This window comes from Paenarthrobacter sp., assembly GCF_031180005.1.
Classification (GTDB): domain Bacteria; phylum Actinomycetota; class Actinomycetes; order Actinomycetales; family Micrococcaceae; genus Arthrobacter.
Genome location: NZ_JAPSHI010000004.1, coordinates 1 through 25,030, shown reverse-complemented (window position 1 = coordinate 25,030; position 25,030 = coordinate 1). Strand labels below are relative to the sequence as shown.

Here is a 25,030-nt window from a genome sequence, read left to right as displayed (position 1 = left end):
TCCCCCAGTGACGGGGCACCAGCGGCCCGGGGGCGGTAACGTTGGATTGATGTCCCTTATTCGCGCGCTCAGCAAGGAACTTGAAGCGCGCAGCGACGACTCGCTGCGGGCCTTGTTTGCTGCGCGGCCGGACCTCATCTCCCCCATGGCACCGGACTTCGCGGCGCTGGCAGCGAGGGCGAGCGCCCGGGTCAGTGTGCAACGGGCCTTGGAGCGTTTGAACAAGCCGGAAATGCAGGTGTTGGAAACCCTGCACCTGTGCACGAACGCCGATACCGGCCACAGCATTTCCGCTGCGGGGCTAAAAAAGGTCATCGCCGGTTCCACTCTCTCGGCACTGGACCCCATTCTTGCTAAATTGCAGGAATTGGCACTGGTACACAGGGCAGATCCACCCGCCGGCTCGCCGGCAACATCGTCCCGTCAGCGCTTCTACCTTCCCGTGGGCAGCCTCAAGGACGTCATCGGCATTTATCCGGCAGGCCTCGGCCGCAGCTACACCGAACTTGTGCGGCTCCAACCGGCCTTTGCCCAGCGGGTTGTGCAGTTGGTGGCCGAGCTACACCAAAGCGGCGCGGGCATCCACCCCGCCAGCACTCCGATGGATGCAGCATTGGCCTTGCAGCGCTGGACGTCCACTCCTGAGAACCTGCGTACCATTCTGGCTACGGCCCCGGAGCGGACCGTGGGTTTGTTGGACAAGTTCGGCAACTGGGCCATGGGCGCAGTACCCCAAGCACAGCGCCGGGCGTCGGTCACCCACGAAAGTCACGACGTCGGGCCTATCGATTGGCTGTTGGCGCGCGGCTTGCTGGTCCCCTTGGACGCCGGCCATGTGGAGCTGCCCCACAGTGTGGGTCTTGCCTTGCGTGGTGGTGCGATCGTGGATGACTTCACGCTGGCCCCACCTGTTCCTGAACTTGGCCATACCAGCGCTGCCCTGCGCCGCAACGCGGCCATGGGTGCCATCGCCGAAATTCTGCGGTTGACTGCCGAGCTGCTGTTCGCAGTTCGGGAGCAACCCTTGGCCACTCTCCGTAGCGGTGGTGTGGGTGTGCGTGAACTGAGGCGTTTGGCGGAGTCCATCCGTCTGGGCGTCCATGAGACAGCCATCCTCTTGGAGTTGTGCGCCATGGCCGGGCTGCTCCGCTTGGACGTGGACAGTTCCACGTGGATACAGCCGCCGTCGCTTGAATGGCTCAACCTGCCCCGGCAGGAACAGTGGCTGTGGCTGGTCAACGCCTGGCTGGCCAGTGAACGGGCACCTTCACTGGTGGGGCAGCCGCTCACTGGTCCCTCGTCGTCGTCAGCCCATCAAGGCGCGGCCGGGACCACCATCAACGCCTTGTCCGCGGAAGCGCAGCGGCCTGACGCCCCTGTGGTACGCCGCCGGGTCCTGGAGATCCTGAACGAGCTCACGGTCGAGGCCGCAGCACCGGATGGAAAGGCACCCGTTTTGGATGCCCGAGCCGTCCTGCAGCGTGCCGAATGGGCGCAGCCCCGGATGTCCCGCCGGTTCAGTTCCCTGGTCCGCGGCATCTTGGAGGAAGCGACGCTCCTGGGCCTCATGGGATCGGGTGCGTTGACACAGCTGGGTTCAGCCATCGCTGATGGCCAACCGGAAAAGGCCATGACCATCCTTGGCGAGCATTTGCCGGCTGCCGTGAACCACATCCTTCTTCAGGCCGATCTCACGGCTGTGGCGCCCGGTTACCTTGCCCCGGAACTCAGCGAAACCCTCTTATTGATGGCCGACGCCGAGGGCCAAGGCCCGGCGTCGATCTACCGGTTCTCCGCCGCCACCATCAGGAGGGCGCTCGACGCCGGACAGGATGCGGAATCGTTGTTGGCATTCCTCCGAGAGCATTCAGCCACGGACGTGCCGCAACCGTTGGAGTACCTTGTTCAGGACACGGCTTCCCGACATGGCCGCCTTCGTGTCGGCACCAGTGCCAGCTTCATCCAGAGCGATGACGAAACAGCCATTGCCGATCTCCTTCGCGAGGCCCGGACGTCAGCCTTGAGCCTGGTCCGAATAGCCCCCACTGTCCTGACTTCCTCTGCGAGTCCGCGCGAAACGGCGCGTGTCCTCCGCGAGCTGGGACTCTCGCCTGCAGTGCAGGAGGCCGAACCCGCCGTCGTACGTTTCAAACGGACCACGGCGGTGCCCGGCAGCGCCCGCCCGGTTTATACGGCGCCCCGGACGGCACCGCCGGACGACGACGTCGAGGCACAGCTTTCGGTCCTGCGGCAACACCGCGCGGTACCGGCCGAAGCGACGGGCGAGGCCTCTACCCAACTCGGCTTGGAGACACTACAAACGGCAATCCGGCTTAAACAGGCAGTCACCATGAACGTGGTGGACAGCTTGGGGAATGCCAACACCGAAACCGTTGTTCCTGTATCCGTCTCCGGTGGACGCGTCAGGGTTTTCGATCCCGCCAAGGACACCGAACGGGTGTTGTCCATACACCGGATCATCGATGTGGAACCCGCAGGAGAACTGCGTTCATGAAAAGGATTCAACAGTGACCGACGGTCCGCTGATCGTACAAAGTGACAAGACCATCCTGCTGGAGGTCGACCATGAGCTGGCCACGGAGGCCCGGCACGCAATCGCCGCCTTCGCCGAGTTGGAGCGCGCCCCGGAACATATGCACAGCTACAGGCTCACGCCGCTGGGTCTCTGGAACGCCCGGGCGGCAGGGCTGGATGCGGAGCAGGTGCTCGATACGCTGCTGAAGTACTCCCGCTTTCCCGTACCGCATGCGCTGCTGATCGACATCGAAGAGACCATGTCGCGCTATGGCCGGCTCAGGCTTGAAAAGGATGCCCAGCACGGACTGGTGATGCGGACGGACGACTACCCCGTATTGGAGGAAGTCATCCGTGCCAAGAAGATCGCACCCCTGCTGGGGCCGCGGATCGACGGCGAAACCGTGGTGGTGCACTCCTCCCAGCGTGGACAGTTGAAGCAGCTGCTCCTCAAGTTGGGTTGGCCCGCAGAGGATCTTGCCGGCTACGTGGATGGGCAACCGCACCTCATCATGCTGGACGAGAGCGGCTGGCAGCTGCGCCCGTACCAAAAGCTGGCTACGGAGAACTTCTGGGCCGGCGGCAGCGGCGTCGTCGTGCTTCCCTGTGGTGCGGGAAAGACCCTGGTGGGTGCGGCAGCGATGGCGACGTCGTCCACCACCACCCTGATCCTGGTCACCAACACCGTCTCTGCCCGGCAGTGGAAGGATGAACTGCTCAAGCGGACGTCCCTGACCGAAGACGAGATCGGCGAATACTCCGGCGCGGTCAAGGAAGTCCGGCCCGTCACCATCGCCACCTATCAGGTCCTCACCACAAAGCGCGGCGGGCTTTACCCGCACTTGGAACTCGTTGATGGACACGACTGGGGCCTCATCATCTATGACGAGGTGCACCTGCTCCCCGCCCCGATCTTCCGGATGACCGCGGACCTTCAGGCCCGGCGTCGGCTCGGCCTCACGGCAACGTTGGTTCGGGAGGACGGCCGCGAAGGCGAGGTGTTCAGCCTCATCGGGCCCAAACGCTACGACGCACCGTGGAAGGACATCGAGGCACAGGGTTACATCGCGCCCGCCGACTGTGTCGAAGTCCGCGTGGACCTCCCCCGGGATGAGCGGGTGGCCTACGCCATGGCAGATGATGCCGACAAATACCGGCTCTGCGCTACGTCGGAAACCAAGACAAAACTGGTGGAAGAACTCGTGGCAGTCCACAAGGGTGAGCAGTTGTTGGTGATCGGCCAGTACATTGACCAACTCGATGAGATCGCCGAACGGCTTGACGCTCCCCTGATCAAGGGCGAAACGAGCGTCAAGGCACGGCAGAAGCTCTTCGACGCGTTCCGCAATGGTGAGATCCACACGTTGGTGGTGTCCAAGGTGGCCAACTTCTCCATCGACCTCCCTGAAGCATCGGTCGCCATCCAGGTCTCAGGTTCCTTCGGCTCGCGGCAGGAAGAGGCCCAGCGGCTGGGACGCCTCCTTCGTCCCAAGCAGGACGGCCGAGCGGCCAGGTTTTACTCGTTGGTAGCACGGGACACCCTGGACCAGGATTTCGCGGCGAAGCGCCAGAGGTTCCTCGCGGAGCAGGGCTACGCGTACAGAATCATGGACGCCAAGGACGTGGGTAAAGACGTTGGACAGGAGCAGTAAGCAGCCCCTGCTGATTTCGGCGGAACAATAATCCTCAGGCCTCTTGCTATTCATCTCCAGCAACTTTACGATTCCAAGTGAAGCTCTCCGCCCTTAATGGTTGCCCTTGGTCCAGGCAACCTGGCGGCCAGCCGTCGGCAGTGGGGGAAGCCCGCAGCCAGGGAGCCGGCGGTTTGAAGGCCTTGAAGAATCTGTGAATTGATTACCAGAGGATTCCCCATGCGCAAAGCCCTCTTGGTCCTCTCCGCGATCGTCCTGCTGTCAGCACTCGCACAGCTGTTTTTCGCCGGATACTTCCACTTCCAAAACACCATCGAAGCCCAGCGTGAAGCTGGCGTCTACCATGCCGTCAATGGCCAATACGTGCTGCGATACTCAGCATTGCTGGCCGCGATCGTAGCGGCGATTGCCAAGGTGGGATCCCGCACCATCTGGTTGGCCGCGGGCATCTTCCTGCTGTCCTGGCTTCAGCTGTTCATCTTCATCATCGGCGGCATGTTGACCGGTTCCTCACCGGAATTCATCACGCCGGCAGGCTCGTGGGTGGTTGCCATCCACCCGATTGTTGGCATTCTGATGATCTTCATGTCCTATTGGCTGTTCAATCGCGCCCGCGCCGCAGCCCTCAACCCGCAACCGCTGCCTCCCAAGGCTGCCTCCTCGGATGCTTCCACGTCGTCCAGCCCAGCGTGAGCACTTGCAGCTGTGAACACCTCGCAGCTGCTGGCGGTGGACCTGCTGCTGTCCGTGCTTACGGCCGGCGCGTGGATTGCCGCTGCTTGGATGACCGCGCCTTTAACAGACAAGTCGCTTCGGACTGAACTGGCCCTGCTGTTAGTGGGTATAGCCGTCGCAGTGACAGTGGGGCGGTACGCATTGCTTCCTGCTTTGGTGGCGGGTAGTTGGTGGTTTGCCAGCGAACGCATAACCATCAACCTGCCTCTGACCGCCATCCCCGCGGCTTGGGCCGCGGCGGCCGGTGTTCCGTTCTTGCTGAGGAGGCGGAACACCGGCCCCCAACCTGAAGATCAGCGACGGTCCCGCGAGTGGGCGGTGCTCGCCATGGTGGCTGCTGCAGCCTCTGCCGTGGCCTCACTCGCCCTGACGTTGCTTTTGGGGCCATTCCCGGCTCCCTGGAGCCTTGTGGTGCTGCTGTTCATGGTGGCCGCATCCGCGCTGATCGCCAAGCTCGCATTGTTTTCGCCGCGTCCCTCGTCACGACGCAGCATGCAGTCAAACGCGGCCGGTCTCGCGGGTCGCGGCAGCGGTGCTTCCCCCGCCAGCAGGCGTCCGACGGCGGCTACCGCACTTGCCGGACTCATGATCTGTACCGCTTTGGGCTCCGGAGTCTTTGCCTGGCTTGGCAGCCGGTCCGCCGACGGGGCAACCATCGCCGCCGCCGTCGGGCATCACGGCGGTGCCGACCTCGTGGTGACGGATCCGACGTCGGTGAACAGCTTGGTAGGCGAAACCCCCGCCAACGCTGTGGTCCGGCACTACGAATTGACTGCCCGGGTGGAACAGGTGGTGCTGCCATCCGGGCAAACAGCGGAAGCTTGGACATACGGCAGTCTTCCTGGTCCAGCCCTGGAGGCCCAACTGGGCGAAGTCATGGAGGTGGTGCTGAATAACCGCGATGTGACTGCCGGCGTAACCCTTCACTGGCACGGTTACGACGTCCCCAACGCCATGGATGGTGTGGCCGGGGCGACACAGGACGCCGTCATGCCCGGGGAATCCATGACCTACCGTTTCCTGGCCGCCCAAACCGGCACCTACTGGTACCACACGCATCAAGATTCAGCCGAGGGGGTCCGCAAAGGCCTCTACGGCACGTTCGTCGTGCACCACCCCACTTCGCCCCGTGCTGACAGGGACATTGTGGTGGCCGGGCACGACCTCAGCGGTCTGGGGTTGCTGGGCTCCTCAGACCGTGTCACCGGGTATGCGGCTGCCCCTGGATCGAGCGTACGGGTCCGGCTCATCAACACTGATTCCGTGCAGCAGCGGTACCTAATCCACGGAACGGCCTTCAAAGCCGTTGCAGTCGATGGGACGGACGTGAACCAGCCCCAGGAAGTGACGGACAAATTGGTGCGACTTGGTGCTGGCGGCCGCGTGGACATCGCCTTCACGATGCCTGGCGCACCAGTGACCGTTCGTTCGGACGCTGCGGCCAACGCCGTCGTCGTCATCGCCCCGGCTGATCCCGCTGGCACGGCTGCCGCAGATAAGGCCGCCGAGCTTGAGGAGATGGTTCCGTCAAAAGCACCAGCAGGCGTTTTCACCACCATGCCCGTTCTCGACCTTTTGGAGTATGGCAAACCCCTGGCCGGGAATCTGGAGGCTGCCGCGGAAATGGCGGGTGCCGGCCAGGCCGGAGAGCTCGCCCGGCCGATCACCCGCGAAGAGGTGATGGTGCTCGACCGGCAGTTCCGTTTTGTTGACGGGATTCCCCGGTACGCGTTCACCGTGAACGGGGCAGCGTATCCGCTGGTTCCGTCCATCGAGGTTGCCGAGGGCGACACCGTAAAGGTCACGGTAGTGAACCGCACCTCCGAACCTCATCCAATGCATCCCCACGGACATCACGTGCAAGTGCTGAGCAGGAATGGCGTCGCTCCAAGCGGGTCACCGCTCATCCTGGACACCGTGGATGTGTTGCCGGGCGAAGTATGGGAGTTGCTGCTTCATGCCGATAACCCAGGCATCTGGATGGACCATTGCCACAACTTGGACCATGCCGCCGAGGGAATGATGATGCTGCTGAAGTACCAAGGTGTGTCATCTCCGTTCGTGCACGGCGGGCACTCCAACAACCGACCGGAGTGAGCTGGTCGGGCCGAGGGAGCAGGCCGGGAGGCCTGCGCCTCAAGCGACCATCCGGCTGGTGACCTCGATCTTGACGTGGTCCACCACAGCCCAGCCGTCCTCATCTCGGAGTTGGGCACTGGCGAACCGCTCGGCTGCGACCAGATCCTCAAATTGCTCGCGCCGGATGCGGCCGGAATCGGTGTCCAGGTACGTCACGTGGAACTCGACGTCACTGTCACGGTGCTGATGGATGCTTGCGGGAGCTGCTGTGCTTGCCATGTTTTAAGTGTGGAGCGGGGCACTGACATTTTTAGAAGCATCCCTGGGCGTGTTCGGATTTCGACCACGCAGGACTTCCGCCGTTTCAAGGTTTCCGCAGATACAGCGCTGAAACCTCGCGGACAGTTCCGCTGAGCACATCCAGCACACGGGACGCGGTCCGCCACCGTTGCCAGTAGAGCGGCACATCAAAAGGATGATCGGGGGCGAGCTCGATCAGCCTGCCGTCGGCGATGTCCGGTCCGCATTGAACTTCCGGGATCAGCCCCCAGCCGAGCCCCAAACGGATCGCATCGCCGAAGTCCTGGGAAGCCGGGACGTAATGCCGCGGTCCTTTCCGTTCCGGAGCAGGCTCATCCTTGGCTTTGAATGCCGACTGCACAAAAGCCCACTGATAAGTGTCCTTGCGGTCGAAGTCCACGGTGGTGGCCGCATTGAGTGCGGCCCCGGTCAACCCCCTTCCCGAGTCCACGCCCGCTTCCAATCCGGGGAACCACCGGTCCACAAAATGAGGTGCCGCAACCGCGCGATACCGCATGACCCCGAGGCTTTCCACGCGGCACCCCTGCACTGGCTCGGGAGTGGCGGTGACGGCAGCCATGACCGTGCCGGAGCGCAGCAATGAAGTGGAGTGTTGTTCGTCGTCCCGGTGAAGGTCGAAGGTGACGTTGAGGCCTGCCGGAACCTTGGCCAACGCTTGGAGGAACCACACCGCCAGCGAATCCGCGTTGACAACGATCGGAACGGCAAGCTGCACGCCGTCGGCGCCCAATCCCAGTTCCCGCCCGGCATCAGCTTCCAGTTGTGCCACCTGCCGCGCGAGGCGCAGCACAACCTCTCCGGCTTCAGTGGCTTTGACAGGGTTCCTGCGTTGCAGCAAGACCCTGCCAGCGGACTGTTCGAGCGCCTTCAGCCTTTGGGACACTGCCGACGGCGTGATGTGAAGCAGTCGCGCAGCAGCATCCAATGTGCCCTCGGAGAGGACGGTAGCGAAGGTCAGCAGCTGTTCTGAGGGAAATTGCGACATAAGACAATCTTATGTGGCATGAGAATCTTTAGCTGGTCTAAATATGGCGATGAACGTAATTTCGAAGGGTGAACCTTATTGATTTCTTCCACTCCGCAGGCCTGGGAATGGCAACTGGCCTCGCCCTCATCGTTGCCATCGGAGCCCAAAATGCTTTCGTACTCCGCCAGGGAATCCGCGGCGAGCACATCGTCCCTGTCGTGGCGGTCTGCGCGTTGAGCGACGCCGTCCTTATCGCTGCCGGAGTCCTCGGGACCGGTGCCCTCGTTACGGCAGCTCCGGCCGCCGTCGTCGTTCTTCGGTACGTGGGGGCAGCCTTCCTGGTGGCGTATGGCGCCATGGCCGCCCGCCGGGCGCTGCGTCCGCAACCACTGACAAGCGAAGCATCAGCCACCGACGGCGGCGCGAAGCGTGGGCTCGCTGCCGCCGTTACCACCGTACTGACCCTGACCTGGCTTAACCCGCACGTCTACCTGGACATAGCCCTCCTTGGCTCGATAGCCAGCGCTCAAGGAGCTCAACTGCAATGGTGGTTCGGGGCCGGGGCCATGCTGGGCAGCATCGTATGGTTCTCCTCCCTTGGATTCGGGGCACGCTTCCTCCGCGGCTTCTTCGCCCGGCCACTATCCTGGCGATTCCTTGACGGAGGGATCGCCGTAACCATGGTTGCGCTGGGAGCCGGTCTGGTGTTCGGAGCCTGAAGCGCGGCGAGGCAGCCACCCTGGCCCACGCAGTCCGCTCACATGCAGCATCCAGTGAACTCCCAGATTCTGGGAGCATCATGGATGTCATGAAAAAGAACGGTCCCGAAGCCAAGCTTCTCGTTGTCGACGACGAGCCCAACATCCGCGAGCTGCTGTCCACGTCGCTGCGTTTTGCAGGCTTCGAGGTCGTCGCGGCCGCCAACGGTCGCGAAGCCCTCGCCGCGGCCGATCTCCACTCACCCGATTTGGCAGTACTCGACGTCATGCTTCCGGACATGGATGGCTTCACGGTGACCCGGCGTCTCCGCGCCGCCGGCAAGCACTTCCCCGTCCTGTTCCTCACGGCGAAGGACGATACCGAGGACAAAGTTACGGGCCTTACTGTGGGCGGCGACGACTACGTCACCAAACCCTTCAGCCTGGACGAAGTGGTGGCTCGCATCCGGGCCGTCCTTCGCCGCACACAGCCGCTGGAGGACGACGACGCCGTGATCCGCGTTGACGATCTTGAACTCGACGACGACGCCCATGAGGTTCGCCGCGGTGGGACCGTAATCGAGCTGTCCCCCACCGAGTTCAAGCTCCTTCGCTACCTCATGCTGAATCCCAACCGCGTACTGTCCAAGGCCCAGATCCTGGACCACGTTTGGGAGTACGACTTCAACGGCGACGCCTCGATCGTAGAGTCCTACATCTCCTACCTGCGACGCAAGGTGGACATCGATCCCGATGCCGCAGCCCTCATTCAGACCAAGCGCGGCGTGGGCTACGTGCTGCGAACGGCAGAGAAGCGCTGACCCTTGCTGCTTCGCTGGAAATCGGCGTCCCTGAGGTCGCAGCTCGTCGCCATCATCATGGGGCTACTCCTGCTCGCCTTGGCGGCTACGGGCGCGGGAACGCTGACGCTAGTCAAGAGCTACCTGCAGGGCCAGGTGGACGACAAACTCAAGGCTGCTGTTGCTTTGGCACAGGATCAGCAGTCCTTTGACAGGCTGGCCCAACCCAACCCGGCGACTCCCACCGACTCCGCCGTGCCCACGGACTACTCGCTGACGCTGTATGTGCCGGGCCTGGAGCCGTACCCCTTCGGCGGCAGCCAAAGTGATCGTCCCGCGATCGCCAACATCACCGCGGCTGAGGCCAAGCTCCGCGGCAATTCGCCCTTCCAAGTCAAGGGTACTGCCGGTAGCAACTGGCGTGTGGTGGCCATCGGCGTCACCGCAAATGGCCAAAACGGCGTAGTCATCATCGGACTTCCGCTCACGCCGGTAGACAAAGTGATGGAGCACGCTGTCCTGGTGGTTGTAGGCGTCGGCCTGCTGACCCTCGTGTTGGCGTTCTTCATCGCCACTTGGACTGTTGCCCGCTCCTTCCGTCCCCTTGCCAAGGTGGAAAAGACTGCCGCGGCCATCGCAGCCGGTGATCTGTCCCGCCGCGTGGAAGTGGATAACCCCCACACCGAGGTCGGCCGCCTGGGCGGTTCCCTGAATGCCATGCTCGCCCACATTGAGGCTTCCTTTGCTGCCCGTGCCGCTTCAGAAGGGCGCATGCGCCGCTTCGCAGCGGACGCCTCCCATGAACTGCGAACCCCCTTGGTGACCATCCGCGGCTTCTCTGAGCTATACCGTCACGGCGCCTTGGCCACCAAAGACGACGTGGCAATGGCGATGGGCAGGATCGAAAGCGAAGCCAAGCGCATGGGCTCCATGGTGGAAGACCTGTTGATGCTGGCCCGTCTCGATGAGCAGCGCCCACTTCAGCTCAAGCCTGTGGACCTGCAGCTCCTTGCACACGATGCCGTAGTGGACACCAGGGCCTCATCCGGAGACCGGAGAATCACGCTCACCGGGCTCGACGGCGCCGCCCCCACTGCCGCACCGGTCCAAGGTGATGAAGCCAAACTTCGGCAGGTCATCGGAAACCTCGTGGGAAATGCGCTGCGGTACACGCCCGAGGGAAGCCCCATAGAACTGGCCGTCGGTGTTCGAAACACCCCCACCGGTTCAGTTTCCGTCATTGAAATCCGCGACCACGGGCCGGGCATTCCGGAGTCTGAAACCAACAAGATCTTTGAGCGCTTCTACCGTGCGGATACCTCGAGGACCCGCGAGACGGGCGGCAGCGGCCTGGGCTTGGCGATTGTTGCCGCGATTGTCGGTTCGCATGGCGGTTCGGTCCAAGTGGCAGAGACCGACGGCGGCGGTGCCACTTTGGTAGTCAGCCTTCCGTTCCACGAGGAATCGGCGGAGCTCCTGTCCACCTGAGGCACCCCACGCACATGACGCCGTTGTCCACATAACGGCATTGTCCACATAATGCCTTTGTCCACATAGCGACGAACACCTGTTCTGCGGGTGCGGGAGGCTGCCTAGGCTCGATGTTGTAGCCACGCATCCCGCCGCAATCCGCGGAACCTCTTCGTCGAAAGGCACCACCCATGAGCGTCATCTCCGTCGATACCGACCTGCTCCAGCTCAAGTCGGCCAACGTCAAAGGAACTGTTGATCGAATCAGCTCCGATGTGCAGACCATGCGGCGCGGCCTGGAGGAACTTGAGGCGACCTGGCGGGGAACAGCGGCCACGAATTTCCAGGCGCTCGTTTTGGAGTGGGCTCTGACGCAGAGCAAGGTTGAGGCCTCCTTGGCTTCCATCAACATCGCTTTGTCCTCAGCTGCCACAAGCTACCTGGAAGTGGAGCAGGGAAACACCCAGCGCTTTACGTACTAGCTGCCCCGCCCCGGTCCTCCCTCACCCATGAACTCCTGCGGGGCTGGCTGCCTTCCCCCCTGTGCAGCCGCCTCGCAGGTCATGAGGGATTTCCCGCCCACCCTTGTCCTCTTCCGGCTTTGACTCTCCGGAGTTAGTTCTCGACAGTCCCTTGGTGGAACCGCAACCGCCATTGACCGCGGTCGAGCATCCAGACGGAACTGCGGAGCGCCGAGCCTGTGTGCGCGAAGCTGCGGTAGTTCAGCAGGATGGTGTTGTCGCTGAGCCTGTCTGCGCTGAGGAGTTCAAGCTCAGTCGGTTCACCAGGGTCCTCTTCAAGGGCCATCATCATGGCGTCCCGTGTCCAGAACCTGCCCGAGCTGCCGATCTCCGCGAAGTCGGGGTGCAGCAGCACACCGATCCTGCCAATGTCCGCCCGCACGTCCGGCCTGAGCAGTTCCCGTTCCAACGCCAGGACCGTGTCCTCAGCTGACAACTGCTGCGCCGAGGCGTCATCTTCCAGTTCGCTGAAGAGATCGGCTTGGCCAAAGATGCCCGACTCGCCAAAGAGTGCCGGCTCAAAGTGCGGCCGGGAGCTGCGATCAGTCTTCGCGGGCGCCGAACCAGCGCTTGCCGACGAGACGCTGGCGGCAGCGTTTGCAGGGATCGGCTCAGCAGAACGGGTTTGTGCTGCCTGTGCTTCCATCTGCGGCTGAGAAGCGCGCTGCTCCTGCGCGCCAGGGAACCCGGGACCCGCACGGTGCGCTACGCCCTGCTGGTAGGCCGTGGCAACGGCGCGTGCACGCTCATCGGCGGCCTCGTTGAGGTCATGGCCGGCATGGCCCTTGACCCATTCGAAGGTGTATTTGCGGCCTACGATCGCTTGGTCGATGTCCTTGAGAAGGTCTACATTCAGCACGGGCTTTCCGTCGGCCTTACGCCAGCCCTTTCGCTTCCATCCCGGCATCCACTTGGTGATGCAGTTGATGACGTACTGACTGTCGCAAAGGATCAGCAATTCTTCTTGTGGCACGTGGGCCGTGGACCTGAACAGGTCGAGGACGGCCATCAATTCGCCCTGGTTGTTGGTACCGTGCGGCCAACCCCCTGCACGCCAACAGGAGTCGTCAACATACCAGGCCCAACCGGCCGGCCCAGGATTACCGAGGGCGGACCCATCGGCGGCAGCAATAATCGTCATGACGTTAATCCTGCCAGACCCCACCGACACTGAAACCGTGATAATACCCAAGTAAGTCGCAGTACAGGTCGTTACGGCCGCTCAAAACGGCCTGATCTGCTACCTAATTGGGCAAGCCCGGACGGTCCAGCTTTGACGTGGCAACAAAACAGCGGCCCCCACCAAAAGGTGAGGACCGCCGTCGTGATGCTGTTCAGCGTGATGCCGGGGGCTGTATCGCTACAGCAGGGAGGCCTAGAAGCCGCCCATGCCACCCATGTCGTCGCCACCGGGAGCCGGAGCGTTCTTCTCGGGCTTGTCGGCAACTACAGCCTCGGTGGTCAGGAAGAGACCAGCGATGGAAGCAGCGTTCTGGAGAGCCGAACGGGTGACCTTTACGGGGTCGTTGACGCCGGCAGCCAGAAGGTCTTCGTAGACACCCGTGGCAGCGTTCAGGCCGTGGCCGGAAGGCAGGCCGCGAACCTTGTCCACCACAACGCCCGGCTCGAGGCCAGCGTTGAAGGCGATCTGCTTCAGCGGTGCGTCGATGGCAACCTTGACGATGTTGGCACCGGTTGCCTCGTCACCCTGCAGGGTGAGGTTGGCGAATGCCTTTGCGCCTGCCTGGATGAGGGCAACGCCACCACCGGCAACGATACCTTCTTCAACAGCAGCCTTAGCGTTGCGGACTGCGTCCTCAATGCGGTGCTTGCGTTCCTTGAGCTCAACTTCGGTTGCGGCACCGGCCTTGATGACTGCAACGCCGCCGGCCAGCTTGGCCAGGCGTTCCTGCAGCTTCTCGCGGTCGTAGTCGGAGTCGGAGTTCTCGATTTCGGCACGGATCTGGGCCACGCGGCCTGCGATCTGCTCGGCGTCGCCGGCACCTTCGACGATGGTGGTTTCGTCCTTGGTGACAACAACCTTGCGGGCGGTGCCGAGGAGTTCCAGGCCGGCGTTTTCGAGCTTGAGGCCAACTTCTTCGGAGATGACCTGGCCACCGGTGAGGATGGCGATGTCGGCCAGCTGAGCCTTGCGGCGGTCACCGAAGCCCGGAGCCTTGACGGCTACGGACTTGAAGGTGCCACGGATCTTGTTGACGATCAGGGTGGCCAGGGCCTCGCCCTCGATGTCTTCGGCGATGATCAGCAGCGGCTTGTTGGACTGCATGACCTTCTCCAGAACCGTGACGAGTTCCTTCACGTTGGAGATCTTGGAGTTGACGATCAGGATGTACGGGTCTTCGAGGACCGTTTCCTGACGCTCTGCGTCGGTGACGAAGTAAGCAGAGATGTAACCCTTGTCGAAGCGCATGCCTTCGGTGAGTTCGAGCTCAAGGCCGAAGGTGTTGGATTCCTCGACCGTGATGACGCCTTCCTTGCCCACCTTGTCCAGGGCCTCGGCGATGAGGCTGCCGATTTCCGGGTCACCGGCGGAGATGGAAGCCGTAGCTGCGATCTCTTCCTTGGTTTCGATTTCCTTGGCGGAGGCCAGCAGTTCGCTGATGACTGCCTCAACAGCCTTCTCGATACCGCGCTTAAGGGACAGCGGGTCGGCGCCGGCGGCAACGTTGCGCAGGCCTTCCTTCACCAGTGCCTGGGCGAGAACGGTTGCAGTGGTGGTACCGTCGCCAGCGACATCATCCGTCTTCTTGGCAACTTCCTTGACCAGTTCTGCACCGATCTTCTCGTAAGGATCGTCCAGCTCGATCTCCTTGGCGATGGAAACACCATCGTTGGTGATCGTGGGGGCGCCCCACTTCTTTTCGAGGACGACGTTGCGTCCACGCGGGCCGAGGGTGACCTTGACGGCGTCTGCGAGGATGTTCAGGCCTCGCTCGAGGCCGCGGCGTGCCTCTTCATCAAATGCAATGATCTTGGCCATAACGGCGGTAGTCCTTTCGGGACAGTCGTTAAGAAGGTACCTATCAGATGGGGTGCCCGCGACGGACGGTCCTTCGTTTGCGGCCTCTGTATGCCCCGCGCTCCGGACCTCACCCCACCAAGGTGTTTCTTGATCCTCCGCCGGTTCACTACCTGCCCGCCGCCGGGGTCAACCGGGCCGGACTTAGCAGTCGAACCATAGGAGTGCTAAATCAATAATTAGCACTCGACCGGGGAGAGTGCAAGCAGAGATGCCACTTTGGTTGATAAACCAAGGGCTTTCAGCCGTGGGCTGAGGGGAATTGGCGTAGACGCCGCAATCGAACTACGCGACGCGGACGCCTTCGGCTTGCGGACCCTTCTGGCCCTCCCCCAGTTCAAACTCAACCCGCTGGCCTTCTTCGAGGGCGCGGAAGCCATCCATCTGGATGGCAGACCAGTGCACAAAGACGTCGTCGCCGGATTCATCCACAGTGATGAATCCGTAGCCTTTTTCGGCGTTGAACCATTTGACGGTTCCCAAAGCCATGATGCCCACACTTTCACAGTAGCCAAGACCGGCAGCCGGGATCTCCGTACCGGAATTAGTCCACTGTAACCACTGTCACCAGCGGCGCGCTGCCGTGGAAGGGCAGGGCATCACTTTTGTTATTGAGGCTTAACCGAGTTGGGGCTTTTCAGCTCGGGAGGGGCCTGATGCCTACTGGTAGCCGGGCCCGGCCACAACCACCAGTGGCTGTTGAACCTCGGGCGTTTCCACGATTGTCTGGATGCCCAGCAAGGTACCCAGCGCCTCCGCGTTGGCCTTCTGCTCCGGAGCGTTGTAGAAGATCACGGATGTTTGCTGCGGCAGTCCGCCCCAGTTTCCTACGGTACTTAGCGCCCAACCGTCGCCCTGGACGAGGCCAGCTACCCGGCCTGCCAAGCCTGCCGTACCGGCGCCGTTATAGACAGCCACTGGAGTGGCCTTGTCCACGGGGGCCGACGATGGAGTAGCGGAAGGAGATTCCGACGGCGTCGGGTCACTGCTGGGTTCGCTGGAAGCGGGGGGCGCGCTGCTGGATTCAGTGGGGGCAACGGACGGTGCCGCAGACGTTTGCAAGGGTGCCGGCGTCGTGGTGTTCGACGAAGCGCTGGGTGCTACCAGCCCAAGGTTGGGGAGGATCAGGAAGGCCACCAGTCCAAGCACCAAGGCCACTGCCCCGACGGTCAGGACCGGCCACAGGGTGGGGCGTGCAGTCTCTTGGGCGTCGCGATGAACGCCCTGGCGGGACGTGTTCTGCGGAACCTGGTCGAATTCGTCCTTGGCATATTTGGTCATGGTGAAGCGATGTCCTTGCTGGTTGCTGCTGACAGATCAGCCTGGCGATTTACGCGTCGGACCCCAAGCGACGTGCAGTCCTCGCACGCTGGCGGGACGTACGTAGTCTACGCAGTCTCTTGACGAGCATGGGATCGTGGGCCAACGCGTCCTCGGTATCCATGAGCGCGTTCAGGATTTGGTAATAGTGCGTGGCGGAGAGATCGAACAGCTCACGGATAGCCTGTTCCTTGGCTCCGGCGTACTTCCACCATTGCCGCTCCAGCGCCAACATCTGCTGGTCCCGCTCGCTCAACGGCGAGTCACTGCGGGTCTCGGCCGCGAGGTCCTCAAGGGCAAAGCCTGTTGCCCGCGACGCCATCGGTTCCGGTGCTGGTTCTGCCACGGCACACTCCTTCGACGCTTGATGGGGAAAATGTCCTACCCCCCATGTTACGGGCGAATAACAACGGTGTCATTCGCAGCCGCGCCCCGCACGGGAGACAATGGCGTGGTGACTGGCGTGGATGCACTCTTTGATCTTGAACCGGCTGATGCTGCTGGCCCGGGCTTCGCCGCCCTGCTCAAACAGCCGCTGGAAGAGCTGATGGCTCCCGATTGGGCTGACGCATTGCGCCCTGTCGAGGGCCAGCTCCGTGAGGCACTGGATTATGTCGCGGGTCAATCGGCCAATGGCGCCCAAGTTCTGCCTGCTGCAAAGAACCTGTTGCGCGCCTTCAAACAGCCCCTGGCGGACGTCAAAGTATTGATTCTCGGCCAGGATCCTTACCCGACCCCGGGCCACGCCATCGGGTTGTCCTTCGCCGTTTCCCGCCCTACCCGCCCCATCCCTCGGAGCCTCGCCAACATCTACCGCGAACTCCACGACGACCTCGGCCTTCCGCCCCGCGTCCACGGCGACCTCAGCGCCTGGACGGAGCAAGGCGTCCTGCTCCTGAACCGTGTCCTCAGTGTCGAAGCGGGAAATGCCGGCTCCCACCGCGGCAAAGGGTGGGAGGCCATCACGACGGCGGCGGTCACCGCCGTCGCCAATCGCACCGACGGAGCGGGGCGCCAAAGTCCGCTGGTGGCAATCCTGTGGGGAAAGGACGCCGAGGGCGTGGTGCCCCTGCTGGGCGGGGCGCCTTCCATCGTCTCAGTCCATCCGAGTCCGCTCTCTGCATCACGAGGATTCTTCGGCTCCAAGCCCTTCAGCCGGACCAACGAACTACTGATTGGCTTGGGGGCTGAACCCATTAATTGGGAATTGCCTGTTCTGTAGTCCTGTTCCGCCGGGTCCGTAACCTTCGACTCATACCCAGCCGATGCGCAGGAAATTAGCTTAGGCTTACCTTCATGACTGCTCTCCCCGTCACTTCGTCCGCCTCACGCAAAACCCGCCCGCAGGTCAACCTGACCGTCCTGCGAAATGAACGCCTCTCGCCTCATATGGTGCGCATCGTGGCGGGAGGACCTGGTTTCAGCGACTACACGAACAACGAATACGTGGACCGTTATATCAAGATTGTGTTTCCCCAGCCGGGTGTCGAGTACGAACTCCCGATGGACTTGTGGGCCATCCGCGACACCATGCCCCGTGAGCAGTGGCCCCACACCCGCACGTACACCATCCGCTGGGTAGACCTGGAAGCACAGGAGCTGGCTATCGACTTTGTGGTGCACGGCGATGAAGGACTGGCCGGTCCCTGGGCTGCCGCTGCCAAGCCCGGCGATTCGCTGATCTTCACAGGTCCGGGCGGTGGGTACAACCCCTCCCCCGATGCCGATTGGTACTTGTTCGCCGGCGACGACGCCGCGATACCGGCCATCGCAGCCTGCGTCGAGGTTCTTGCTCCCGAAGCCCGCGGAACCGTGTTCCTTGAGGTGGATAGCGAGGCCGACATTCTTCCGATTTCCGCCCCTGCCGGTGTGGAGTTGCACTGGCTCTTCCGCAAGGGCGTTCAAGCGGGCTCCAGCGAACTGCTGCTCGAAGCCCTCCGTGCCACTGAATGGTTGCCGGGACGCGTGGACGTCTTCGCCCACGGCGAGCGGGGCTACATGAAGGCACTCCGCGAGATCTTCTTCGTGCAGCGCGGCTTGGAGCGCTCTCAGGTCTCGCTGTCCGGCTATTGGGCACAGGGTCGCGTGGAGGAAGTCTTCCAGGCTGAGAAGAAGCTCCCAGTGGGACAGATCTAGCCGCAGTCGTTAAAGCCGAACGGCGCCGCCTCCTGGCGGCGCCGTTCGCTTGGTTTCATTAGCGTCTGCGTACCCTGCGCCGTTCGTTGCTGGACAGGCCCTTCGTCAGGGGCCTGGCCAGGTTGTCACCGAGCACGATGCCGGCCGCTACTCCGAGCACAATGGCGCCGGCGTTGAGCATGCCACCTGCACCGAGCAGGATATTGCCACCTTCAACTGTGAGGGCGTACATGGAACGGAAGATCGTCAAACCGGGCAGCAGGATCAGCGCCGCGGGGACGGCCACTACGAGTTGCGGGGCACCCAGCTTGAGCGCCACCACGCGACCCAGCAAGCCGATGACCACCGCAGCGACGGCTGGCGACAAACGGTCGCCGAGGCCGGCTTCGCCCACACCCCACAAAACGAAGAAGCCCACTATGCCCACTGCCGCCGTCGGGAGTAACAGCCGCATTTGCGTCTGCTCGGTGACGCCGATGGCTACAACCGCGATAGCAATAAGGACCGCTTGAATCCACAAGGGATACGCGTCGGGGAATGTCTGGGTGACATCCAGGACTGCACTGCCCATCAGCGTTCCTACGACCACGGCTACGCCAATTCCCGCAACGATCGCACCGAAGGTGAGTAAAGTCGAGAGAAACCGGCCCGCTGCCGTTACCGGGAAGCCGTTGATGGCGTCTTGTACTGAGGACACGAGACGACCTGTCGGGAGCAACAGCAGGATTCCACCCGCCACCACAATGGATGGCGCAATTTCCACACCCGCCCAACGCAGCATCAGCGCGATGAAGGTGACCAGGAACGCGCACGCCATGGTGTTGAAGAAGTCAGCCGTCCGCCATCTGGCAAGTTGCCGGGAGAGGAGGCTGATGAGGATGTTGGAAGCAAAAGCGACCGCGGACGCACCGATGCCCCCGCCGAGGACGCCCACGAATACTGCAGCGAAGATGCCGAAGGCCATGGTGACCATCCACCGTGGGAAGGGTTTGGCACTGCGGATGATTTCATTCAACCTGCGCACAGCTTCGTCACGGCCCACTCCACCTGCCACGATGTCCGTGACCAATTGGTGAACTTGGGCAAGGCCGGCGTAATTGTTGGTCCACGAGCGCACCACGCGGAGCAGCGTGACGGGCGTCTGGTCCTTGGGCGCGTAGTTGATGGCCACCGACTGGTTGGTGATGTCCACTTCAACGTTCTTCAGGCCAAGGGCGGCGGTGACCGCAATCATGCTGGTCTCCACCTCAAGGGCACCCGCACCGTAACGGAACATGACTTCAGCAAGATGAAGAGCGAAATCGATGGTCTTCCTGGCCGATGCGTCCACACCCACGACTTGGATGGTGGGGTTGGCGTAGGGACTTCCGGCCAACCGGTCCACGATGTTCATGGGTGCCGTCGGCGGGCTGTCACCTTGAACCAAGCGCATCAGCATGCGTTTGGCGTTGACATTCTGCCGGACCTGGGACGGCCGCAACGGCTGGGTCTTGGGCAACCCGTCGGTATGGGGCCTGTTGGCGGACCCGTCGGGGCGTTCAGTCACGCGGTGATCCTCCCTTGGCTTGTGTGATTAGCGATTCCTCCGAAGTTTTCCTACTACCGGCAATTTCTCAAGTGGCAATCGTCCCAGTACTGTCTGGGCGGCCCCTGCAAGCTTCCTGACCGCACGGTAGCCGTGGAAGACGAGCGGGTTCACCGGTGCTACGAAATCGCCCACCAGTTGGACAACCTCGCCACCGAAGCCCTTCTTGAATTCGTACCCGCCGTGCCCGGTCTCGTCCTGGCCTTGGATGCCGAACGTGCCGTAGAAGTTGTAGCGCGAGTAACCATTGTTCAGGGCGTGCAGCATCATGCCCCAATACAATGACGTGGCGCCGTTGAAGTAGATGTAATCCTGAACCGTGCCACCAATAACGCACACCAGTTCGTCACCGGAGCAGGCAAAATGGATGGCAGCCACCGTAGCGACACCTACGGAATCGGGGAAACGTTCGATGTCCTTGAGGCTGCGCTCGTAGCTGTCCACGAGGTCCTGGACAACTTTGACACGGTTGGCCTTCTTCTTGCTGCCGGTCTCCTCGACCTCACGCTTGAGGTCTGCCAAAGTCTTGGATTCAGCATCCAGGCGCTCCGTTATGGAGGCCCGATATTCGGGAATATTGATCTTGGCCATCATGAGCTTAGTGAACTCGTCCGAAGTATTCCGGAGGAGTTGCTCGTAGTACTCGCGTTCGCGGTACGTGAAGCCCTTCTCATCGCCGGCCGTGCTCAGCGCGTTGTAGAACTCATCCAGCGTTTCCAGCGTGGCCTGTTCCAGGTAGACGCCGTTCTTCTCGGCTTTACGGATGGCCTTGCGGGTGCGGTAGTTCATGCCCATGATGAGCTCTTCGGAATCGGCGATCCCGTCCAGCTGCTTGATGAACATCCAGTTGATGTTGGCGAAGTTCATGTCGAAGCCCTGGTGCTTTAAGCCCAGCCCTTCGAACTCTTTCAGCAGCGGACGGTTATCCTCAACTTCGGGGTGTTCGGCGCCCTCTTCATCACGTGCAATGTACCGGATGTTGGGCGAGATACGCAGCTCTGCAGCCTTCTTAGAGGCTGCGTGCTTTTTCAACTGCTCGACGACGAAGCGCACCACTGTGGGGTCGCTGTAGTCCATCAGGGGTCCCTTGGCGCAATCTGCGGTTTTGTAGCCCAGACGGTTGGACGAGTAGACGAGCTTCCCCGCAGCAATGAGGCTGTCGCCGCGCGTCACGCCAAAAAGCTCAACTTCCTGGCCACGGGCACGCTGGAAGCGCGTGAGGTCCATGGACTGGATGAAGCTGCCCTGAGGGTGTCCCTTGGCGAATGTTTCGAAATCAGCGTCGCTGAGAATCACAAATTCCATGTCGGTTCCAGCCTCGATCGGAGTCAAAGAAATAACCTAACCTAAAAAGTAGAATGCACCCGTTGGTGGCCGGGGCGGGCCTGAAGTTGATTTGCTGGCCGCGGGTGGCGGTCAGTAAAACTGGCCGCCGGTACGCATGGTTTCGAGTCGACGGAAGATGCGTTCCGCGCCCTTAAGCCACAGCTTGTGACGGACAGGTCCCAGGACGAGGTCATAGCAACCGACGAAGTCCGTGACGGTCTTGGTGAAGCTCGTTTTGAACAATCCCATGCCGTACAGGGGGTGGGTCTTGTCCTTGATCCTCGCAGCGGGGGGTGTGCCACAGAAGTCGTATTCCACGCATCCGAGTTCCTGCATGCGCTGGATCGCCGCCCACTGGGCCAGATGGGAGTCACCGTACTGCTTGCGGTTCTGGGTGGAGCCGCCGTCCTTGTACGTTGCTTTGGAGCCGTAGTTGATGACGAAAGCGCCGACACTTGGTGCACCGTCCTCGTGGATGAAGAAGAAGTGTCCCTGGCCGCGGCTGCAGAACTCTTCCCAGAACTTGGAGTAGTAGTCGTAGCTCCGCAGCGGCATGGCGCCCTTGGCGTTTACGGTGTTCTGCATGAGGGCGTAGAGCTTTTTGTACGTCTGCTGGCCTGCCTCTTCCTGGACCACCTCGCACCCCTCGCGTTCTGCCCTGCGGACTGCGTTACGGGCCCTGGAGGAGATACTGCGGAGAACTTCATTGGCGGGAGCGGAGATATCCAGCACGGCCGTGGAGTCGTTGGACTGGATGTTGGGGGCCTTGACCAGACCCGCGGCTTTCAGTTGTGCCGTTGCCTGGTCCGACTCGATGATGTCAGGCTCGATCTTGATGGTGAAGACGTTCATCTTCGTCTCACGTGCCAGCGCAGCCACTGCTGTCAGAGCAGGCTGGATGTCGGCGATATCCAGGACGTCCGGTCCCTTGATGAGGTACCAGAGCCTGCCCATCACGGGGAACTTCTTTTCCAGGAGCAGGTTGTAGCTGCTGTATTCCTGAGTCTCGATGACGAGCCTCCGGACCAGCCAGCCGTTACCGTCCTTGACCGCCGCGTAGGCATCCGACTGCAGCATGTTGCCGCCGTTCGGGTTCGCCGTGACATGTTTGTCCCAGTTATCGATTTCCTCGGCGGTGGCAAAGCGGGCGCTGAATTCTCGCAAGGTGGCCGTGTCCAATCTCAGGGTTTTGGTGCAGTGTTCAAAAGCTCGGTGCGCATGCGGACATGCAGCCCCAAGTCTATCGGGCCGGGAAAAATCGGCGATCCAATCGGTGGCTGAGCTTGGGCCCAAGGACATCAAGCACCATCCCGCGTGTTTGCGGAGGAACTCTCCCTTACTGCAATTAGTTGGATTCCCCGGCCTGCTGCCCGCCGCGATAGCGCTGTCTAATATCGCCTGTTTCAGGGTCAAGGGCCATGTATGAATCTTCCAAGACAAACGTATTCGGAATGCTCCGGCGCCCGCCTGCTGCGTGCACTGTGAAACCTGTGACACGGTGACGATCGAGCAGTTCCGCTATCTCGCCATTGCCGGCATCCGCCAACAACCCGTGGAGCAGGTTAACCGGCATGTGTGGATAAACGGAGCTCAGGAGCCGCTGCGTGCGGGGAGTCTGGGCTGGCTCCTGGTTTGATGCCTTCCGCTCAAAGCTCAGTTGCGCGGCGAGTGCCTTTCCCGCTTCCTCAGGTTCAAGTTCAACCCGCTGCCCCTCCGGCAAGGAAAGGAGTGCCTTGAAAATATGAATATTCCGGAGTTTCTCTCCTGCAGCAGATGCGAACTCCCGTGCGATGTGAAGCGTCTCCATGCTTATCTCCTGTTTCTGAAAAAAGCCGAAAGCGCTGGCCGTGGCCAACACTTTCGGCAGTCCAAAGGACCGGTCTATGAACGCAGTGCGATCATTCGATAATCACCGCCACCTCCCGGATCGCAGCCCCAGTTACAGAGGATCCATTGCCACTGGCCATCACTGAGCTTACAGGTGAATAGGTAGCCGTTATAGGTGGCTTGGTCGCCATCACGGGAGGCATCGCAGGCCGGTAGATATTCACCCATGGGTTGGATGGCGATTGTGTACCCTTCGGGCGCTTCAGATGGACCCTCAGCATAGGCCGGAGTCGTAGCAGCAAAAAGCAGCGTCGTCATTATAGCGGCGCCAGTCAGGATTGCTCTGGATTTCAACAGCATTCTTTCCCCCAATAAATTTAGATTTATCTGCATTGATAATTAGCCGAAATTCAAACAGGCGTGTCAGACAAAAGCTATATTTGAAACCCAGTCGATTTGTATCGGCCAGCCGAATTACAACGATGGCCAATGCGAAAAGACGAGTTTAATCATATAGATAACGCCCAACCTCCGAAAACAGAATCAAACATAACGAAATACTTAATGCAAGCACCGGGGGAAATATCGATCATCACTAAAACGTGACGGTAAATATTCGATTTGATGCCAAATCGTAATACTGTAATACTGCGCACTTATTGATCCCTTAGGATTGCGGCAACTCGCGAGCTTACGCGTGCTTTCAGCGCTAGCAAAACACGCAGGACGTTCGCGAAGCTCTATCAATGCTGTAAAGCAGCCCAGTTCGACGTTCGCGTTCAGTGGTGACAGTTGCGCGGCGTGCCGCCTAAGATGACGGCGTCTAGAGCCGGATCTGCTCCGCCCTCTCCAACTTCATGGCCCGGGGTTCAACACCCGATTCCAGCTGTCCGCTCACCAGGCGGTCTGCGCGGCTGAGCCTGCTGAGGCTGAGCCCGGTCAGGTCCGCAATCTGCCCTATGGGTACCTGGAACGTCCGGAACGGTCCTAGCGGTGGTGGCTCACCGTCAAGGAGCCACAAGCTGGTTGCCTTCTTCAGTTCCACTTTGTCCAGCATCGGCGACTGGTCCAGGACGAAGCCGACGGCGGCCAGCTTGGCCTCGCTGGTCCAGGCCGCGATCTTCCAAAACTTTCGAGGGATCTGAACGCCCCTATATAGAGGATCGTCGTCGAGGAAGACAGGTCCGGTGAAGACGCTGAGCTTTGCGTCGTGGGCATCGGCATGGCCTAGAACGTGGTCTTCCAGCCCTACCCACAGTTCCTTGCCTTGATTGAAGTCATCGATCTGTGGCGCGGCGTTGGTGTAGGCAAACGTGTCTTGGTTGGCTTTTTTGGCCGTTGCCGCGTCTCCCCACACAGGATCCAAGCGACGGACCAAGTGTCCGCGATCGAAGGCGTTGTTTTTATAGACGTCCGGACCGGCCTGTTGCTCCCTGGGGATCCTGTCATCGAAATGCCACGTCCCCTCCCGGGCCAGTGGGTTCAATTCAGCACCGCTAATGTTGACGCCCACGATCGCAGCGAGCTTCCGGGCAGCCCGGAAACGCACGGAAAAGTGGGTGTAGTCCAAAAGGATCGTTGTTGCCGGCGGACTGGGCAGTTCAAGCCGTGTCCGCAAAAAGTCCCTGCTGTATCCCCCGCTCATGGGTACAGCATGACATCAGGGACTGACAGGAAATAGGGTCAGCATTCGACGACGTTGACGGCCAGGCCGCCCATCGCGGTTTCCTTGTACTTGGAGGACATGTCCTTGCCCGTCTCACGCATGGTCACAATCACCTCATCCAACGACACCCGGTGCGTCCCGTCACCCCACAACGCCATCTTCGCCGCGTTGATCGCCTTCGCTGCAGCAATCGCGTTCCGCTCAATACACGGAATCTGCACCAAACCCCCAATCGGATCACACGTCAACCCCAGATTATGTTCCATCGCGATCTCCGCCGCGTTCTCCACCTGACCCGGCGTACCACCCATCACCTCAGCCAACCCCGCAGCAGCCATCGACGACGCCGAAC

General features: G+C 61.5%; 24 protein-coding genes. 10 read left to right on the top strand and 14 right to left on the bottom strand.

Features of this window, described 5'->3' with window-relative positions; genetic code table 11:
- Positions 1-49: 49 nt before the first annotated feature.
- The 4 genes from RIF72_RS04560 to RIF72_RS04545 all read left to right on the top strand — a co-directional run bounded on the left by RIF72_RS04560 (position 50) and on the right by RIF72_RS04545 (position 7,019).
- Positions 50-2,515, top strand: coding sequence for a helicase-associated domain-containing protein (locus tag RIF72_RS04560; protein WP_309073668.1), 2,466 nt, complete (start codon positions 50-52; stop codon positions 2,513-2,515).
- A 13-nt stretch (positions 2,516-2,528) separates the two neighbouring features.
- Complete coding sequence (locus RIF72_RS04555; protein ID WP_309073667.1) at positions 2,529-4,187, top strand: DNA repair helicase XPB; 1,659 nt, start codon at positions 2,529-2,531, stop codon at positions 4,185-4,187.
- A gap of 219 nt (positions 4,188-4,406) precedes the next feature.
- Positions 4,407-4,880: a hypothetical protein gene (locus tag RIF72_RS04550; RefSeq protein WP_309073666.1), complete on the top strand. Its 474-nt coding sequence runs from the start codon at positions 4,407-4,409 to the stop codon at positions 4,878-4,880.
- A 12-nt stretch (positions 4,881-4,892) separates the two neighbouring features.
- Complete coding sequence (locus RIF72_RS04545; protein ID WP_309073665.1) at positions 4,893-7,019, top strand: multicopper oxidase family protein; 2,127 nt, start codon at positions 4,893-4,895, stop codon at positions 7,017-7,019.
- Between the two features lie 39 nt (positions 7,020-7,058).
- Here RIF72_RS04545 and RIF72_RS04540 read toward each other — a convergent pair whose 3' ends face one another.
- On the bottom strand, positions 7,059-7,280 hold the full coding sequence (locus tag RIF72_RS04540; RefSeq protein WP_309073664.1) for a hypothetical protein: 222 nt from the start codon (positions 7,278-7,280) through the stop codon (positions 7,059-7,061).
- Positions 7,281-7,365: 85 nt separating this feature from the next.
- Positions 7,366-8,307, bottom strand: coding sequence for a LysR family transcriptional regulator ArgP (locus RIF72_RS04535; protein WP_309073663.1), 942 nt, complete (start codon positions 8,305-8,307; stop codon positions 7,366-7,368).
- Positions 8,308-8,375: 68 nt separating this feature from the next.
- Between RIF72_RS04535 and RIF72_RS04530 the strand changes: the two genes are divergently transcribed.
- From RIF72_RS04530 to RIF72_RS04515, 4 genes are all read left to right on the top strand, one after another.
- Entirely contained in the window at positions 8,376-9,008 is a 633-nt protein-coding gene (locus RIF72_RS04530; protein WP_309073662.1) for a LysE family transporter, read from the top strand.
- Positions 9,009-9,097: 89 nt separating this feature from the next.
- The gene (locus tag RIF72_RS04525; RefSeq protein ID WP_024819794.1) at positions 9,098-9,808 is read left to right on the top strand and encodes a response regulator transcription factor; all 711 of its coding nucleotides are present in this window, start codon (positions 9,098-9,100) and stop codon (positions 9,806-9,808) included.
- Positions 9,809-9,811: 3 nt separating this feature from the next.
- Positions 9,812-11,275 (top strand): HAMP domain-containing sensor histidine kinase, encoded by a 1,464-nt coding sequence (locus RIF72_RS04520; protein WP_309073661.1) that lies wholly within the window; start codon positions 9,812-9,814, stop codon positions 11,273-11,275.
- A 173-nt stretch (positions 11,276-11,448) separates the two neighbouring features.
- Complete coding sequence (locus RIF72_RS04515) at positions 11,449-11,739, top strand: WXG100 family type VII secretion target (RefSeq protein WP_309073660.1); 291 nt, start codon at positions 11,449-11,451, stop codon at positions 11,737-11,739.
- A gap of 133 nt (positions 11,740-11,872) precedes the next feature.
- On the opposite strand, the gene RIF72_RS04510 is transcribed toward RIF72_RS04515, so the two are convergent.
- From RIF72_RS04510 to RIF72_RS04490, 5 genes are all read right to left on the bottom strand, one after another.
- A complete protein-coding gene (locus tag RIF72_RS04510; protein WP_309073659.1) occupies positions 11,873-12,919 on the bottom strand; it encodes a ribonuclease HI family protein in 1,047 nt (348 codons plus the stop codon).
- Positions 12,920-13,153: 234 nt separating this feature from the next.
- A complete protein-coding gene (groL, locus tag RIF72_RS04505; protein ID WP_011773738.1) occupies positions 13,154-14,779 on the bottom strand; it encodes a chaperonin GroEL in 1,626 nt (541 codons plus the stop codon).
- Positions 14,780-15,103: 324 nt separating this feature from the next.
- The gene (locus RIF72_RS04500) at positions 15,104-15,307 is read right to left on the bottom strand and encodes a cold-shock protein (protein WP_011773737.1); all 204 of its coding nucleotides are present in this window, start codon (positions 15,305-15,307) and stop codon (positions 15,104-15,106) included.
- Positions 15,308-15,478: 171 nt separating this feature from the next.
- Positions 15,479-16,099, bottom strand: a complete 621-nt coding sequence (locus tag RIF72_RS04495; RefSeq protein WP_309073658.1) for a LytR C-terminal domain-containing protein — start codon at positions 16,097-16,099, stop codon at positions 15,479-15,481.
- Between the two features lie 49 nt (positions 16,100-16,148).
- On the bottom strand, positions 16,149-16,484 hold the full coding sequence (locus RIF72_RS04490; RefSeq protein WP_375164197.1) for a DUF3263 domain-containing protein: 336 nt from the start codon (positions 16,482-16,484) through the stop codon (positions 16,149-16,151).
- A 105-nt stretch (positions 16,485-16,589) separates the two neighbouring features.
- Between RIF72_RS04490 and RIF72_RS04485 the strand changes: the two genes are divergently transcribed.
- Positions 16,590-17,360 (top strand): uracil-DNA glycosylase, encoded by a 771-nt coding sequence (locus tag RIF72_RS04485; protein WP_309073798.1) that lies wholly within the window; start codon positions 16,590-16,592, stop codon positions 17,358-17,360.
- 74 nt (positions 17,361-17,434) lie between these two features.
- Positions 17,435-18,274, top strand: a complete 840-nt coding sequence (locus RIF72_RS04480) for a siderophore-interacting protein (RefSeq protein WP_309073657.1) — start codon at positions 17,435-17,437, stop codon at positions 18,272-18,274.
- Positions 18,275-18,332: 58 nt separating this feature from the next.
- Here RIF72_RS04480 and RIF72_RS04475 read toward each other — a convergent pair whose 3' ends face one another.
- From RIF72_RS04475 to RIF72_RS04445, 7 genes are all read right to left on the bottom strand, one after another.
- Entirely contained in the window at positions 18,333-19,820 is a 1,488-nt protein-coding gene (locus RIF72_RS04475; RefSeq protein ID WP_309073656.1) for a threonine/serine exporter family protein, read from the bottom strand.
- Between the two features lie 27 nt (positions 19,821-19,847).
- Positions 19,848-21,164, bottom strand: coding sequence for a peptidoglycan bridge formation glycyltransferase FemA/FemB family protein (locus RIF72_RS04470; protein ID WP_309073655.1), 1,317 nt, complete (start codon positions 21,162-21,164; stop codon positions 19,848-19,850).
- Between the two features lie 111 nt (positions 21,165-21,275).
- On the bottom strand, positions 21,276-22,364 hold the full coding sequence (locus tag RIF72_RS04465; RefSeq protein WP_309073654.1) for a peptidoglycan bridge formation glycyltransferase FemA/FemB family protein: 1,089 nt from the start codon (positions 22,362-22,364) through the stop codon (positions 21,276-21,278).
- Between the two features lie 166 nt (positions 22,365-22,530).
- Positions 22,531-22,992: a hypothetical protein gene (locus RIF72_RS04460; RefSeq protein WP_309073653.1), complete on the bottom strand. Its 462-nt coding sequence runs from the start codon at positions 22,990-22,992 to the stop codon at positions 22,531-22,533.
- A gap of 74 nt (positions 22,993-23,066) precedes the next feature.
- Positions 23,067-23,372, bottom strand: a complete 306-nt coding sequence (locus RIF72_RS04455) for a hypothetical protein (RefSeq protein WP_309073652.1) — start codon at positions 23,370-23,372, stop codon at positions 23,067-23,069.
- Positions 23,373-23,835: 463 nt separating this feature from the next.
- The gene (locus RIF72_RS04450; RefSeq protein WP_309073651.1) at positions 23,836-24,657 is read right to left on the bottom strand and encodes a DNA/RNA non-specific endonuclease; all 822 of its coding nucleotides are present in this window, start codon (positions 24,655-24,657) and stop codon (positions 23,836-23,838) included.
- Between the two features lie 38 nt (positions 24,658-24,695).
- A partial coding sequence (locus RIF72_RS04445) for an L-serine ammonia-lyase, iron-sulfur-dependent, subunit alpha (protein WP_309073650.1) occupies positions 24,696-25,030 on the bottom strand: 335 nt, incomplete at its 5' end.

What these genes read in the sequence shown, in the direction of transcription:
- RIF72_RS04560 (WP_309073668.1), top strand. Translation starts at nt 50, where the DNA reads ATGTCCCTTATTCGCGCGCTCAGCAAGGAACTTGAAGCGCGCAGCGAC.
- RIF72_RS04550 (WP_309073666.1), top strand. Translation starts at nt 4,407, where the DNA reads ATGCGCAAAGCCCTCTTGGTCCTCTCCGCGATCGTCCTGCTGTCAGCA.
- RIF72_RS04540 (WP_309073664.1), bottom strand. Translation starts at nt 7,280, where the DNA reads ATGGCAAGCACAGCAGCTCCCGCAAGCATCCATCAGCACCGTGACAGT.
- RIF72_RS04535 (WP_309073663.1), bottom strand. Translation starts at nt 8,307, where the DNA reads ATGTCGCAATTTCCCTCAGAACAGCTGCTGACCTTCGCTACCGTCCTC.
- RIF72_RS04525 (WP_024819794.1), top strand. Translation starts at nt 9,098, where the DNA reads ATGAAAAAGAACGGTCCCGAAGCCAAGCTTCTCGTTGTCGACGACGAG.
- RIF72_RS04515 (WP_309073660.1), top strand. Translation starts at nt 11,449, where the DNA reads ATGAGCGTCATCTCCGTCGATACCGACCTGCTCCAGCTCAAGTCGGCC.
- RIF72_RS04510 (WP_309073659.1), bottom strand. Translation starts at nt 12,919, where the DNA reads ATGACGATTATTGCTGCCGCCGATGGGTCCGCCCTCGGTAATCCTGGG.
- groL (WP_011773738.1), bottom strand. Translation starts at nt 14,779, where the DNA reads ATGGCCAAGATCATTGCATTTGATGAAGAGGCACGCCGCGGCCTCGAG.
- RIF72_RS04500 (WP_011773737.1), bottom strand. Translation starts at nt 15,307, where the DNA reads ATGGCTTTGGGAACCGTCAAATGGTTCAACGCCGAAAAAGGCTACGGA.
- RIF72_RS04495 (WP_309073658.1), bottom strand. Translation starts at nt 16,099, where the DNA reads ATGACCAAATATGCCAAGGACGAATTCGACCAGGTTCCGCAGAACACG.
- RIF72_RS04480 (WP_309073657.1), top strand. Translation starts at nt 17,435, where the DNA reads ATGACTGCTCTCCCCGTCACTTCGTCCGCCTCACGCAAAACCCGCCCG.
- RIF72_RS04470 (WP_309073655.1), bottom strand. Translation starts at nt 21,164, where the DNA reads ATGGAATTTGTGATTCTCAGCGACGCTGATTTCGAAACATTCGCCAAG.
- RIF72_RS04460 (WP_309073653.1), bottom strand. Translation starts at nt 22,992, where the DNA reads ATGGAGACGCTTCACATCGCACGGGAGTTCGCATCTGCTGCAGGAGAG.
- RIF72_RS04455 (WP_309073652.1), bottom strand. Translation starts at nt 23,372, where the DNA reads ATGCTGTTGAAATCCAGAGCAATCCTGACTGGCGCCGCTATAATGACG.
- RIF72_RS04450 (WP_309073651.1), bottom strand. Translation starts at nt 24,657, where the DNA reads ATGAGCGGGGGATACAGCAGGGACTTTTTGCGGACACGGCTTGAACTG.